Here is a 13,570-nt window from a genome sequence, read left to right as displayed (position 1 = left end):
GTTATCCTAAATCTAACCAGTTTAACTGGTTATGCCGGATTTGTGATGCCTGCCGAAATCGAGGAGTTTACCGCGAATCCGGGCCAGCGAACGGGGCCTGTTGTTATTGTCCCAGTTCCCGCTTTAATTCAGCCAGTTCTGAGTCGATCTGCTCCGAGCGGGAGGGAGTGACCGTCGATTCCGGTTCCGGAGCCTCAGTGACTTCCTCGGTGGGAGCGTTGCTGATTCCTGCCTGCTGTGTCAGTTCCACCTGCTTACGTCGGGCTTCGGCCAGTCTGGCTTCCAGCGCGTGCAGCGTGGTTGTCAAATGTTCGCGGGTTGCGACTGCTGCCCGGTGCTGCTGTTCCAGGCCGGCTTTGAGATCTTCGATCTCCTGTTTTCGGACCAGGGAGTTGCGTGCTTCCGCTTCATCACCCAGCGCCAGGGCATTCTTGGCTGCCTCTTTCCATTGAAAGATCTGCTGCTGATGTTCTTCCAGTTCCTGTTGAATCGCCCGTTCGTTGGAGGTCGCAGTTTTCACGCTGCGGTTAGCGCCCGCGAGGCCTTCTTTCATTTCGGCTATGATCTGCTCGATTTCCTGAATGGGATCGTCTGCGTTTTCCAGCAGATGAGTCAGATTACAGGTCACAATATCAGTGAGCCGGCTGAAATAGCTCATTCCCCTCTTCTCCGTACTGTTTCAGTTAATTGATGAAAATGGATGCGATTTCCCAGGCCCGCTCACACCAACGCAATCGGTTGCCGGTGGGTTCATATCTTTTTAAAGTTCGTGATTTCTTAATTTTGTTGCGGGCCAGTGACGCCCATCAGTTTCAGTTTTTCCCGCAGTTTCTCGCGAGCCAGCCGCAGACGACTTTTGGCCGTGGCCAGGTTCGTTTCCATGACGTCCGCGACCTCATACAGGGTCAGTTCGGAATAATGATGCAGTGTGAAGGTCAGTCGCTGGTCTTCAGGAATTGTTCCCAGCAGTTCATCTACAATCAACGCTAATTCCTTGATATTTGCCTTCTCTTCCGGCGAGACGACCTCGCTGGCCAGTCGGTTCAAAGAATCATCTTCGTCCTGTTTTTTTCCTGTATACGCTTTGATCAGGGCATCATGGGACTGTCGGCGGATGCTGTCGATCATCAGATTACGGGCCACTCGATACATCCAGCCCCGGAACCGTCCCTGAGGCAGGTAATCCCACGACTGGTTGTAGACCCGCAGCAGCGTTTCCTGGGACAGGTCTTCAGAGAGCTGGGAGTCGCGGGTGTTTCGGAAAAAAAATCCAATCAGGGGGCCCTGATATTTTTCCACCAGTTCATCGAAGGCGCGCTGGTCACCACTTTGAATTCGAATCATTAATTGATCGTCTTCTGTCATGATGACCTTTCCGGAAAAAAACAGGTGCTGTTCAAGAAACTGGTCGGGTTCCTGAACCGCAATCTGCAATGTTATTCTAATATTGTGATCACAATTCCTGTAGAATTCACCTCTAAACCGCTAACATTTCAGTGTGTCACCCGATTTCACTTAAATCAACAACCAGAATCCCTGATTCGACGCGTCATATCGGATCAGCCAGTGTTGTTGCGTCAGTCAGGATCAAGTTGTGTCGCTCACGGATACTGTCAAAATTGAACTGAAATATGGTCAGACTGGGGATTTCCAATGTGAAATCCCGTCCGAAAGAGTCATCTGCTACCATCAGTCACCCGAACCATTGTCCGATGTGAAGCAGAAGATGCAGCAGGCATTAAACAGCCCGCTGGAACTCCCGCCTCTCAATCTGGCCATTGTACCGGGAGATAAAATTACCATTCTGGTTGATCCGCAGGCACCGGAAGCCGGAGTCATCATCGAAGCCGTCTGGGCGTATCTTTTAAAATGTGGAATTTCGATCGAAGATCTGACGATTCTGCAGGCCTCCGTTGATGTTGAGGGCGGGGCATCGGAACTTCAGAACTCTGTGTCAGACGAATTGCAGCAACAGGCGAACTGGGTCGTTCACAACCCTGAGTCTCAAGACGATCTCGGATATCTGGGCACGTCGACAGGAGGCGAACGTATTTACCTCTCCCGCCATCTGCTGGAAGCGGATTTCATTCTGCCGATCGAAAAAGTCGGCTACGATCCGCTCATCGGATATGCGGGGGGTGGCAGTTCGCTGTACCCCGGCTTCTCCTCGATGGAAGCAATCGTTAGAAGTCGAGGGCAGTCGCACCGTGAGCTGACTCCGTCCGACAGTCGGCCCCTGCGGCAGTTGATCGATGAAGTGGGCTGGATGCTGGGATTGCAATACAGCCTGCAGGTCATTCCCGCCGGCGGTCAACAGGCTGCGGACATTATATTTGGCAGCCTGGAAGCTGCATTTCGAAAAGGCAAGGAACTGCTCGATCGTGTCTGGCGCGTCGAACCGGAATATAAAGCCGAGATGATCCTGGTTGCTATAGAGAGTGGTCCAGCGGGGCACCAGTGGAATCAACTGGGAAGCGTCCTGGAGACCGCCCGCAATCTGGTGACTCAGGATGGTCGCGTTGTGTTACTGACTCAAATCGACGCTGACTTTGGTGAGGGCATGCAGTTGCTGGCCAGTTGTCATGAACCACTGGATGCGATCAAACCACTCCGTGACAAACTGCCGTTGGATCTGGTGGCTGCGACCCAACTGGCGCTGGCGGGTGACTGGGCGCTGGTCTGTCTGTTAAGCCAGGCGGACAGCGACCGGGTCGAGGATCTGTTTATCATCCCCCTGGAAGACGAAGCAGAGATCCGCCGCCTGCTGCAGACCGACGAGACTGTCACCGTGATCGCTTCTGCGCAGCATACCTACGGTCAACTCAAGCGGGACTGAGTGGATCTGCAACTCAGGTGATCGGCAGGCTGGCCGATTTAAGAACAGTTTCCTGCACGTCCAGATCATGCTGATAAGAAAAGTCCATATCTTTTTCGCGTCGGATGATTCGAGCCATGTCTGCCACATCATCCTGGTAACGGGTATATCCGTCGAAAGAGATTTCCTGTGCCCCTTTTTTGTACTTGCCTTTGGCTTTCTCGAGAGTCAGTTTTGCCGTCGGTCGTGCGAATGGTTGGAGATGATAAGTGCCTGCGGAACCACAGACAAGAATGTGACGTCGATTGAAACCATCCACTTCATTACAGCTCGATTTCACCGTGGCCAGTGCCCGGGGATATTGAAACACAGCCAGCATGTTGTCCTGCAGTTGATCGTCGATTTGAGAAGCATGCTGTGAGAACGCAGTGACGCTGTCGGGGCGGCCCAGAATCTGCACGACCAGGTCGATCACATGGCATCCCAGTTCAAACATCATTCCTCCCGGCTGGGGTTCGAGTTTAGTTCGACTGGCGGAATCCATCTTCTTGCTGATGACCGTGTGTACTTCAAACGGTTCGCCCAGCCAGCCTTTCTGCAGAAGATCTCGCAGCAGCACCACGCCGGGATTGTAGCGATACATATAACCCATCTGCAGCAGCAGGTGTTTCTGGGCGGCCTGATCCAGAATTCGTTTGAAGTGGGGTAGTGAAAGTCCAGCCGGTTTATCGAGATGGATGTGTTTGCCCGCCTGGATGCAGGTTTCCGCAGTACTCAAGAGATCGGGGACCTCGGTTTCCACGGCGACCGCCTGCAGACCATCGATATTGAGCAGTTGCTCTTCCGTCAGAAACGGGAGCCCCTGGTAAATACCCGTCGATTCTGCATACTTGCGAAGTTGTGGGTCGGGTTCTACGACGCCTACGACTTCATAGTCGGCCGACTTGCGAAGGGCCTGCATTTTACCGCCGGCATGAGGGTGTCCGACACCGATCTGTCCGACTTTGATCTTGTCTACCATGCTGGTTCCTTCGGGCTGTAAGCGAGTGATTCCATATCTGGTTCGAATTGCCAGCTAAAGGAATGACATCCGTTCGCCGGGGGTTTAGAATAAATCTGCTTCAATCCTAAACCATTGTCGTAGGAAAAACCATTCATTTTGATCTTCGTCCGGGAAGGAAATCCGATGCTTCGCCCGCTGGTTCTTGCCTGCCTGTTCTGCTGGATGCCTGGTCTGCTCACGCCGCTCTTTGCTGCTCCTGAGAGACCGAATATAGTTTTATTTTTTATCGACGACCTGGGCTGGCGTGACGTCGGCTACATGGGGAGCGACTTCTACGAAACACCCCATATCGACCAGCTTGCACAGGAATCAATGCGATTCTCTTCGGCTTATGCAGCAGCGCCGAACTGTGCACCGAGTCGAGCCTGTCTGATGTCAGGACAATACACGCCGCGACATGGCGTTTACACGGTCGGCGATCCGGCACGCGGTAATGACCGCTATCGCAAGCTCATACCCGCTAAAAATAATGTCGTACTCGCAGATCGATTTGTGACAATTGCAGAGACACTTTCTCAAGCAGGTTACCAGTGTGCCAGCATCGGCAAGTGGCATCTCGGGAAGTCACCGCGTTCTCAGGGATTTCAGGTGAATATTGCCGGGAATCAGTCGGGTAGCCCGCGGGGTGGTTACTTCAGTCCCTATCGCAATCCGCAACTCTCCAATGGTGATCCAGGGGAATTCCTGACAGATCGACTGACCGCTGAAGCCTGCAACTTCATTAAAGACAACGCAGAATCTCCCTTTTTCCTGTACCTCACACATTATGCTGTGCACACACCACTGCAGGCCAAAGAGGAATATAAGAAACATTTTGAAGACAAACCTGCAGGCAAGCTGCATCAGCATACAACTTATGCGGCGATGGTGAAAAGCATGGATGACAGTATCGGTCGTGTTCTTCAGGCTCTGAAAGAACAAAACTTGGAAGAGAACACGGTCGTCGTCTTCACTTCGGACAATGGTGGTTATGGTCCCGCGACCACGATGAAACCTCTCCGCGGTTCCAAAGGGATGTTGTATGAGGGCGGCATCCGTGTACCGCTGCTGATTAAGTGGCCCGGCGTGACACAGGCGGGAAGCTCCAGTGAAGAACCAGTGATCAATCTGGATCTCTACCCGACTTTTCTGGATCTGACGGAGATTCCGGTTCCGCAAGATTATCCGTTAGACGGCGAAAGTCTGGTCCCCCTGTTGAAAGATCCACAAAGCAGCCTGAAAAAACGGTCTCTGTTCTGGCACTTTCCGGCTTATCTGCAAAAATACCAGGGCATGCAGCAGCGATTTCGTACAACGCCAGTCTCGGTCATCCGACAGGGAGACTGGAAGCTGCTCGAGTTTTTTGAAGACGGGCATCGGGAGCTATATAACACCCGCAGTGACATCGGCGAAACTATGAACCTGATTAACAGCCAGCCGGAAAAAGCAGCAGTTCTCACAAACGAACTGCATCGCTGGCAGAAACAGGTCAAAGCGGCGATTCCTTCCGAACCCAACCCGCACTATCAACAGGATAACTGACTCGACCCCGGGTAACAGGAAAGACAGCAGCCTCTCATGTGGGAAAACATTCTCAAGGATTTTATCTACCTCTGGGCGGTTATCGATCCTGTGGGGAGTATTCCGGTTTTTATCGCCGTGACTACGGGGACCAGTAGAGCGGTGCAACGTAAAATCGCGTTGCGTGCCATCATTACTGCGGCACTCGTACTGATTCTGTTTATTGTCGGCGGTCAGCTGTTGCTGGAGCAGTTGGATATTCCCCTCGCCGCATTTCAGATTGCCGGTGGGTTGGTCCTGTTTCTGTTTGCCCTGACGATGATCTTTGGTGAGAGTAAGCCGGAGGCGGAGATCGAAGAATCGAATCGTGCGAACTATCACCAGAATAAAGCGGTTTTTCCACTGGCGATTCCTTCGATTGCTTCTCCCGGAGCAATGATGGCAGTGGTGCTGATCACGGACAATCACCGGTTTCATGTAGGCGAACAGCTTCTCGCTACGGTTACAATGCTGGCTGTCCTGATCATTACCTACGGGTTTCTCTTACTGGCCGGACCAATACAGAAAGCGATTGGTGATGCCGGGGCGAGTATTGTGAGCCGGATCAGTGGGCTCATTCTGGCCTCAGTGGCCGTCGACAGCGTATTGAGTGGAATCAAAAGCTACTTTGCTCTGTAATCAGAGATTTGGGGGGATGTATGCGATCCGCGCAGCATTGCAGCCAGATTCTGTTACCCGCGCTGGCCATGTCCGTTGGCTGGGGCTTTCGTGGGAATTACGGACATGAAGCCGGGGCGATGGTCCCGGGAGCACTGGTCGCTCTGGCCGTCTGTCTTACTTCGCACAGGCCCGAATGGTGGCAGCGGTCCACTCTGATGGCATTCCTCGGGGCGATCGGCTGGTCGTTCGGCGGACAGATGAGTTATGGTCGCGTGATCGGCTATACCGCGGGAATGGAACTTCCGGATGTCGTCTATGGCTACGCCAGCCTGTTTCTGATTGGAGCACTCTGGGGAGGCATTGGTGCCGGAATACTGGCGCTCTCGATTACCCTGAAGCGATCCGAGCTGGAGCGTTTTACGGTTCCGCTGGTCTTTCTGTGGCTCTTCTGGCTGGCACTGGACTTCAGCGGTTTGACCTCCTGGCTGTTCGAACTCTGGAACCCGTATGATGTGGACTGGGTGGCTGCCGGGTCCGCTGCTCTGGTCAGTTTGATGCTCTACCGCGCTCGCTCGGACTTTCACGCCCCCTGTGGTTTGATGCTGCGGCTGGCGACCGGTTGGTTGCTCGGTTTTTTTCTACTGACACTCGTGCTGGGACTCCGCATGACGCCGCCCCGAGGGGATAACTGGGCCGGCTGTGTCGGTGTCTTATTGGCTCTGATATATGAACTCAGGCAACAACAGAATCGGGCCGCTCTGCGCTGGTGTGGCTATGGCTTCCTGTGTGGAGGGCTTGGTTTTCTGCTGGGGGACTTTGTGAACATGCTGGGGAGAGCCCAGTGGTCGATCATCGGTGCCTGGCCCGTGTTACAGGGGCTGGATTACTGGAAATGGATGGAGCAGCTGTTCGGGCTGATTATGGGGGCCGGGATCGGCTGGGGTGCACAAACTTTCGCACGGCAACAGACCGCTTCAGGATCGGATCAGGGAGAGAATGGGCAACCACGGCCCATCATCGCTTTGGCAGCGCCTCGGGAAGATGTGGAATCCAGGGGAATGAACTTCATCGGTTTGATCTTTCTGCTGATCGTATTACCCTGGAAGAACCTGCATAAAAATGTGTTTCGCTGGCAGGAGGCGGGCTGGGTGCCAGACGAATTTGCCGGGCTTTCCGGTATGTTCTGGTTTCTGATCGTGGGAATTCTGCTTTCGGTGGCAGTTGGCTCAGCGATCTGTCAGGCGAGGGGGCATCAGCTGGCTCTCATTCCCAGATCAAACCTGGGGCGGGCACAATGGCTCTTCCTGCTGATCCTCTGGATGTCGCTCGCAGGAGATTTCTGTGGGAACCTGCCACGACTGGAGAGTCAGGCGGTATTTGTCGTACAGATCTCGTTCTGGATCACAGGTGCGCTCTGTACGATGCTGGTCGTAGGAGCTCTGGAAGCGGATCAGATTCTACCGAGCGACTTCTGGCCGGCTGAAGATACACGCTGGTCGTTCAAATTGTGGACCAGGGTGGGAGTTGCTTTGGCTGTTCCGCTAATGTGCGGAGTCATCGGCTGGCTCACCATCCAGTCACATGGTGAGCCATTACCGGGAAGTCATCAAAGATTTGGAGCGTCGGAAAGGGCCGACTAGTTTAACAGTGTCGGATTCGGATCCCAGCCGGCAACGACGGCATCCGGAGCGAGCACAAAGATCTCAACACGGCGGTTTTTCTGCCGGGCGGAATCGTTGGCATTCGGTACGACCGGCTGGAACATACTGTAACCGGCGGCTCCCATGCGTTCCTGCTTGACTCCAAATTTCGAGAGTGAGAGGACGACTGAGTTAGCTCGGTTGGTAGACAGGTGCCAGTTGGTCGGATGATGTCGCTGTGTGGCTGCTTTGGAGATCGGTTTGTCATCGGTATGACCGACAACCAGAACGTTCAGACGTTTCGCATTCCCATCGTTCATGATGGCTGCAAACTGGTTGAGGATCTCTCTGGCCGAAGGTTTGAGCTGATCGCTACCTGAGGAAAACAGGATGTCAGAATGGAATTTACTGACGCCAGTATGCGGATCGAATTCGAAGTCAGGATATTTATCAGCCAGTTCCTGGAAGCGACGAGTGGCTTCGCCATCCAGTGGGCTGGGCTGTCCTTTGGCCTGCTTCATGAGACTGACATAACGCTGTTGCATTTCTGAACGTTCTGCATTCAGATTGTCGAGCCGCTTATTAGCAATGTTGAGGTTCGATTCCAGCGTCTGCGCCCGCATGGCCAGCTGATCGCGTTCCTGCTGCAACAGAGATGCAGACTGCTGGAACTGATCACGCTGCATGGCCAACTCCATGTTCTGATCATAGAGTTGCTGTGAGCGATACATGCTCTGCCGTACCTGCGCGTTTGGCCCGCGATGGCAACCGACCTGAGTGATGCTGAATAAAGTTACTGCGCTAAGCAGGCATACCCGTACGAAGATGGGCATCTTAAGTGCTCCTTTATCGATCTCTGAATAGAATCACATTTGCCAGAGCGCGATTCATCGAGGCGATGTGAAATTGATCCGGGGATCGAAAACATCGGTCGACGCATCACAGTTCCCGGAAAAGCCAAGCTGATTCAAGGAAAGATGAATGGAAAAAAATCAATTTTGATGGGGTGGTAGGTTTTGAGATATGACACGTGGGGACGTGTCCCGCTGAAGGCCTGAATCAGTAAAGTGAAGTGAGAGAGTTTTACTCATTCAGAAGTCAGCAGAGGCGGATTTATAATGCGATTGATTTTTTCTGCCAAGACCAACTTTCCTAAAAAAGATCGCATTTTTCCAGTTTGAAAGATCTACAAAAAATGGATCTTCGTAAGTCGCGGCAGTCAGACCATTAATAAAGAAAAACAGGTGAAACTTGACGCTCAAATCAAGCTCCACCTGTTTTCAGGAGAGTGTCTTCATTGTATGGCGAAAGCTAATTCCCGGCTTAGGGTTCAGCTTCCAGGCGTTTCAGATCCTGCTTCAGCAGCTCGATCGCTTCTGCCAGATTCCGGCGTGCGACCAGTGAGGCGGTGTTCTGAGACAGATCATATTTAAAGTTCTTTAAAGCTCGTTTTGCTTTCTCAATCTTTTCCTCTTTGGTCATCTCTACGTGATCGTATTCGACCAGATTAGGATCATGTGGCACAGTGTCATTGACTTCTGTGATGTCCTGAGTGGGAGCAGATGCCAGGGCAACTACTTTTGGAGCAGATACAGGCTCTTCACCTGTTTCTTCGGCCATCAGTTCATCTGCATGAGCTTTCTGCTGTTGTTTCAGATTGATAGCGTACATGTCCAGGATTTCCTGGAGGGAGTGTTTATAGGTTCCCGAAATTTCGGTGATTACCGGACCACCCGCGTATTCGTATTCGCGGTATACCCAATAGGGGCCCGATTTCTGTTTACTTTGCAGGGAGGCATCCTGTGCCTTCTGAATCTCTGGTAAAAGTAGTGCGATCAGAACAGCTATCGTTGCGATAGCGACCATCAATTCGATTAGTGTGAATCCTCTTCTCATTCCTCTTTTCTTAGATGATGATGTCCTCATCATCTCTCCTTATTTAACGAAAACCACAACATGCTCAACAAACAGTTACGAGCACAAACTCTTAACGCCCGGGTTTATAAGGGCACATGTTTAAGGGATTGTTTCTGTTTGATGATTATTGTGATTTGGTACTTAAGCGAATGATGTGCCAAATCTGTTTTCGTCCGAAAAAACAACATTGTCTGAGGCTCTATCCTCAATAAATTAAAAGAGATAAGACGACTGCAGATCTGGTGTGTTAAGAGGAATTTATTTTTTGAATCATCAAACTCCCGCAGTCACCATCGAGAGCTGCCCGATTCTTAAGCAGCAACGGGGGGAGTATCGCTTCGGATATTAGTTGGTACTGATGTGATGCCTGAAAATGCGGATGTGATGTTTGATCCAGGGGAACTGATGCGATTCCCGGCGTTCCTTTGGAATTCTCTAAAGGCCCGCTAAGATGAATTGGACTTAAATGTATATAATGCGATCTACCTGCCAGACCTGTTCATACTTTCAAACAAGGATAGAGCATTGAAGAAAATTCTGGGACTGATTGGATTGGGAGTGATTCTGATCCTGGCCCTCGTCATGAGCCAGAATCGCTATGAGCCCTTAAAGGTCTCCGGGTTCATTGAGGCGGATGATATTCGACCCGGTTCCCGAGTGGGGGGGAGAGTCAAACAGGTTCTGATTGAAGAGGGACGACAGGTCAGCAGGGGGGAACTGCTGATTGAACTGGAGCCATATGATCTGCTGGAACGAAAGGCCGAGGCCGAAGCGGCCCTGGCGGAAGCGAAGGCATACCACAGTAAACTCGTAGCCGGCTTTCGCCCGGAGGAAATCGCTGAAGCGGCTGCAAAGGTCGATCAGCTTAAAGCGCATCTCACACAGCTGGTGAATGGACCACGCCCCCAGGAAATTGAAACCGCCGTCGCTGAACTCAGACTGGCCGATGCCCAGTTTCGACTGGCGCAGGCGCAGCAGGCCCGCATTGAAACTCTGTTTGCTGAAAAAACCGCTTCCCAGGACGAACTGGATACCGCCAACACGGAATTCCAGGTGGCAGCCGCCAGAAAATCGGTCAAAGAGCAGGCACTGGAACTGCTCAAAGAGGGGACCCGCAAAGAGGAGATCGACGCAGCACGGGCAGGACTGAAGCAGGCAGAGGATGCCTGGCAGTTGATGAAAAACGGAAGTCGCCGGGAAGATATCGAACAGGCGGCGGCGGCAGTGAAAAAAACAGAAGCAACCCTGCAGACAATTGAAAAGCAGATTAGCGAGCTGAAAATCATTTCGCCTGCGGACGGGGTCGTCGAAGCGGTCGACCTGGAACCGGGTGATCTGGTGGGAAGCAACTCGCCGGTCATTTCCATACTGGATCTGAATCACCTCTGGGTTCGTTGTTACGTTCCTGAAAACCATCTGGATATTCGCATTGATCAGCGGGTTAAGGTCACCATCGACAGTTATCCGGATCGCAGCTTCGAAGGTGTCATTTCATTCGTTTCTCGTCAGGCTGAGTTTGTACCTCGTAACGTGCAGACACCCGAAGAGCGGTCCAAGCAGGTCTTTCGCGTGAAAGTCAGGCTGCAGAATGAAGAACGCCTGCTCCGTCCCGGGATGGCGGCTGATGTCTGGCTGGATCAACGGGGAGACCGCTCATGAACTCGGTGATTCAGCTTGCTCAGCTGACGCGTGACTTTGGTACTCTGCGGGCCGTTGATCAGGTGAGCTTTGAAGTTGAACGGGGAGCGATCTTCGGCCTGCTGGGACCGAATGGCAGCGGTAAGTCTACGATCATCCGCATGTTGTGTGGCGTTCTGGAACCAACGGGCGGCGGAGCACAGGTTCTGGGATATGACGTGAGTACCGAAGCCGAGCTGATCAAACGCCGGATTGGCTACATGTCTCAAAGCTTCAGTCTCTATGCCGACTTGAGCGTCCGGGAGAACATCGAATTCTACGGTCGAATCTACGGATTGAGTCCCGAGAAACTGGAACAGCGGTTTGAGGAGATCATTGAGTTGACTTCTCTGGGAGACCGACTGGATCAGCTGGCGGGGAATTTATCCGGAGGTTGGAAGCAGCGTCTGGCTCTGGGCTGTGCTCTGATTCATGAACCGGAATTGCTGTTTCTGGATGAACCGACGGCTGGGATTGACCCGGTTGCCCGCCGCGATTTGTGGGACCTGCTCTTTGAACTGGCGGGGCAGGGGGTGACCCTGTTTGTGACCACACATTACATGGATGAAGCCGAACGTTGCAGCGATGTGGGCTATATTTATAATTCGCGACTGATTGTCTGTGGTAAGCCGGAAGAGCTGAAACAGTTATCCAGCGTGACTCCCCCCGGATCGGCGCGCTGGGAAATCGATATTCCTCATCCAGCGACATGGTTGGGTACCTATCGCGAAATGGACGGGGTGCACGACGCCACTCTGTTTGGTCAAACAATTCATGTGCTCGCGGATCAGAGTCTGACAGAACACGATTTCATTAACCGCATTCCAGAATCGCAGGGCATCGTTCAAGTCAGACCAATCACACCTTCACTCGAAGATGTGTTTGTGACCCTGAGCCGGGCGGAGGGATTGAATCATGACGAAGAAGCTAGCACGGAGAGTGTACCGGAGGCAACCACACCCCAGTCATCCGCACCACAGACAGAGACGAGTGACGCGCTGACTGAGCCACAACATGCTCCAGAGAAATTATCAGGTGATACTAAAGCCCGCAGCAAGCAGACGCCCCATTTCAGGCAGAAGCTGCTGGCGGGGTTCTGGGCCATTCTGGTTAAGGAATTTTCGCATATCAGACGTGAACCGTCGACGCTGCTGTTCGCCTTTGCCGTCCCGGTATTACAGACCCTGATCTTCGGCTTTGCGATCGACACCCAGATTGAAAACATACCGACGGTCATCTTTGATCTGGACGGTCGCTCCAGTGCGCGCGAGCTCCGCGAGGCGTTCGCGAACACACGTACTTTTATGATCATTGAACGCGTTTATGATCATGATGCCTTCCGTCGTGCCTTCGAGTCTGGCAGGGCCAAGGTGGGGGTTGTCATTCCGCCCGATTATTCCGATCGTCTGCTCAAGGGGGAGCAGGTCTCGGTTCAGGTATTAATTGATGGCAGCGATTCCCAGGTCGCAACGACGGCGCTCAATGCTTCCAGCCTGCTCGGGTTTAATTTCTCGACCAACATTACAAAACAGTTTGCCGAGACACTGAATGTTGTGCCCTCTCGCGATGCCGAAGGGAAGGTCGCGCTCCCGGTGGAGATCCGACCGCGGTTGCTCTACAACCCGGATCTGGATAGCTCACATTTCTTCGTGCCTGGTCTGGTTGGAATTATTCTGCAACTGGTGACCCTGTTCCTGACTTCGTTTGCCATCGTCCGCGAACGGGAACTGGGGACCCTGGAGCAGCTGTTTGTGACGCCGGTCAGCAAGTCCGGTTTGATGCTGGGAAAACTGGTCCCCTATGCGATGATCGGATTTGTGGAAACCCTGATTGTGTTGACGGTGATGGTCTTCCTGTTCGGCGTGCCGATACATGGTAATCTCTGGGAACTGCTGACACTTTCGCTGCTGTTCCTGATTTGTGGCCTCGGGCTGGGGATGCTGGTCTCCACCATCGCGCAGACGCAGTTGCAGGCGGTGCAGTTTGCGTTTCTGATCATGCTGCCTTCGGTGCTGCTTTCGGGATTCATGTTCCCCCGTTCCCAGATGCCGCTGCCGATTTACCTGTTTACCTTCATCATTCCCGTAACTTATTTCCTGGAGATCTTAAGAGGCATTGTCCTGCGGGGGGCAGGGATCACGGATCTGCTCCCGTACGTCACCGGGCTCAGTCTCTGTTGCGTGGTCATCCTGGCTGTGAGTTTAAAGAGATTTCAGAAGCAGCTAACATAAACGTTCCTGCAAACTGGTCTTTCCTGCCTCAGACGTTAGCATGAACAGGGAGAGATTCATTCAGGAA

At 52.7% G+C, this 13,570-nt stretch carries 11 protein-coding genes; 6 read left to right on the top strand and 5 right to left on the bottom strand.

What is annotated here, in order from left to right; all coding sequences use genetic code 11:
- Positions 1-103: 103 nt before the first annotated feature.
- Positions 104-658 (bottom strand): PspA/IM30 family protein, encoded by a 555-nt coding sequence (locus FYZ48_RS04390; RefSeq protein ID WP_149337926.1) that lies wholly within the window; start codon positions 656-658, stop codon positions 104-106.
- A gap of 119 nt (positions 659-777) precedes the next feature.
- Complete coding sequence (locus FYZ48_RS04385; RefSeq protein WP_149337924.1) at positions 778-1,365, bottom strand: RNA polymerase sigma factor; 588 nt, start codon at positions 1,363-1,365, stop codon at positions 778-780.
- A 229-nt stretch (positions 1,366-1,594) separates the two neighbouring features.
- Here FYZ48_RS04385 and FYZ48_RS04380 point away from each other — a divergent pair, with 229 nt between their 5' ends.
- Positions 1,595-2,836, top strand: coding sequence for a lactate racemase domain-containing protein (locus FYZ48_RS04380; protein ID WP_187781866.1), 1,242 nt, complete (start codon positions 1,595-1,597; stop codon positions 2,834-2,836).
- Positions 2,837-2,849: 13 nt separating this feature from the next.
- Here the strand turns inward: FYZ48_RS04380 and FYZ48_RS04375 are convergent, their stop codons facing one another.
- Positions 2,850-3,836 (bottom strand): Gfo/Idh/MocA family protein, encoded by a 987-nt coding sequence (locus tag FYZ48_RS04375; protein ID WP_149337920.1) that lies wholly within the window; start codon positions 3,834-3,836, stop codon positions 2,850-2,852.
- A gap of 165 nt (positions 3,837-4,001) precedes the next feature.
- Between FYZ48_RS04375 and FYZ48_RS04370 the strand changes: the two genes are divergently transcribed.
- From FYZ48_RS04370 to FYZ48_RS04360, 3 genes are read left to right on the top strand one after another with little or no spacing between them, the layout of a single operon-like run.
- Positions 4,002-5,399 carry a sulfatase gene (locus FYZ48_RS04370; RefSeq protein ID WP_198422177.1) on the top strand — a complete coding sequence of 466 codons (1,398 nt, stop codon included), beginning with the start codon at positions 4,002-4,004 and terminating at the stop codon, positions 5,397-5,399.
- Positions 5,400-5,435: 36 nt separating this feature from the next.
- Entirely contained in the window at positions 5,436-6,056 is a 621-nt protein-coding gene (locus FYZ48_RS04365; RefSeq protein ID WP_149337918.1) for a MarC family protein, read from the top strand.
- Between the two features lie 20 nt (positions 6,057-6,076).
- Positions 6,077-7,678 (top strand): hypothetical protein, encoded by a 1,602-nt coding sequence (locus tag FYZ48_RS04360; protein ID WP_149337916.1) that lies wholly within the window; start codon positions 6,077-6,079, stop codon positions 7,676-7,678.
- Here FYZ48_RS04360 and FYZ48_RS04355 read toward each other — a convergent pair.
- A complete protein-coding gene (locus FYZ48_RS04355) occupies positions 7,675-8,409 on the bottom strand; it encodes an OmpA/MotB family protein (RefSeq protein WP_228030224.1) in 735 nt (244 codons plus the stop codon). The genes FYZ48_RS04360 and FYZ48_RS04355 overlap by 4 nt on opposite strands.
- 592 nt (positions 8,410-9,001) lie before the next feature.
- On the bottom strand, positions 9,002-9,574 hold the full coding sequence (locus FYZ48_RS04350; RefSeq protein WP_242022380.1) for a type II secretion system protein: 573 nt from the start codon (positions 9,572-9,574) through the stop codon (positions 9,002-9,004).
- A gap of 546 nt (positions 9,575-10,120) precedes the next feature.
- Here FYZ48_RS04350 and FYZ48_RS04345 point away from each other — a divergent pair.
- The gene (locus FYZ48_RS04345; RefSeq protein ID WP_149337911.1) at positions 10,121-11,254 is read left to right on the top strand and encodes an HlyD family secretion protein; all 1,134 of its coding nucleotides are present in this window, start codon (positions 10,121-10,123) and stop codon (positions 11,252-11,254) included.
- A complete protein-coding gene (locus FYZ48_RS04340) occupies positions 11,251-13,503 on the top strand; it encodes an ABC transporter permease (protein WP_149337909.1) in 2,253 nt (750 codons plus the stop codon). The genes FYZ48_RS04345 and FYZ48_RS04340 overlap by 4 nt, the downstream gene beginning before the upstream one ends.
- Positions 13,504-13,570: the final 67 nt, after the last annotated feature.

Source organism: Gimesia chilikensis, from assembly GCF_008329715.1.
GTDB lineage: Bacteria > Planctomycetota > Planctomycetia > Planctomycetales > Planctomycetaceae > Gimesia > Gimesia chilikensis.
The sequence above is the reverse complement of the archived record's forward strand: the minus strand, read 5'-3'. Positions and strand labels throughout refer to the sequence as shown.

What these genes read in the sequence shown, in the direction of transcription:
- FYZ48_RS04390 (WP_149337926.1), bottom strand. Translation starts at nt 658, where the DNA reads ATGAGCTATTTCAGCCGGCTCACTGATATTGTGACCTGTAATCTGACT.
- FYZ48_RS04385 (WP_149337924.1), bottom strand. Translation starts at nt 1,365, where the DNA reads ATGACAGAAGACGATCAATTAATGATTCGAATTCAAAGTGGTGACCAG.
- FYZ48_RS04375 (WP_149337920.1), bottom strand. Translation starts at nt 3,836, where the DNA reads ATGGTAGACAAGATCAAAGTCGGACAGATCGGTGTCGGACACCCTCAT.
- FYZ48_RS04370 (WP_198422177.1), top strand. Translation starts at nt 4,002, where the DNA reads ATGCTTCGCCCGCTGGTTCTTGCCTGCCTGTTCTGCTGGATGCCTGGT.
- FYZ48_RS04365 (WP_149337918.1), top strand. Translation starts at nt 5,436, where the DNA reads ATGTGGGAAAACATTCTCAAGGATTTTATCTACCTCTGGGCGGTTATC.
- FYZ48_RS04360 (WP_149337916.1), top strand. Translation starts at nt 6,077, where the DNA reads ATGCGATCCGCGCAGCATTGCAGCCAGATTCTGTTACCCGCGCTGGCC.
- FYZ48_RS04355 (WP_228030224.1), bottom strand. Translation starts at nt 8,409, where the DNA reads ATGTATCGCTCACAGCAACTCTATGATCAGAACATGGAGTTGGCCATG.
- FYZ48_RS04350 (WP_242022380.1), bottom strand. Translation starts at nt 9,574, where the DNA reads ATGAGAAGAGGATTCACACTAATCGAATTGATGGTCGCTATCGCAACG.
- FYZ48_RS04340 (WP_149337909.1), top strand. Translation starts at nt 11,251, where the DNA reads ATGAACTCGGTGATTCAGCTTGCTCAGCTGACGCGTGACTTTGGTACT.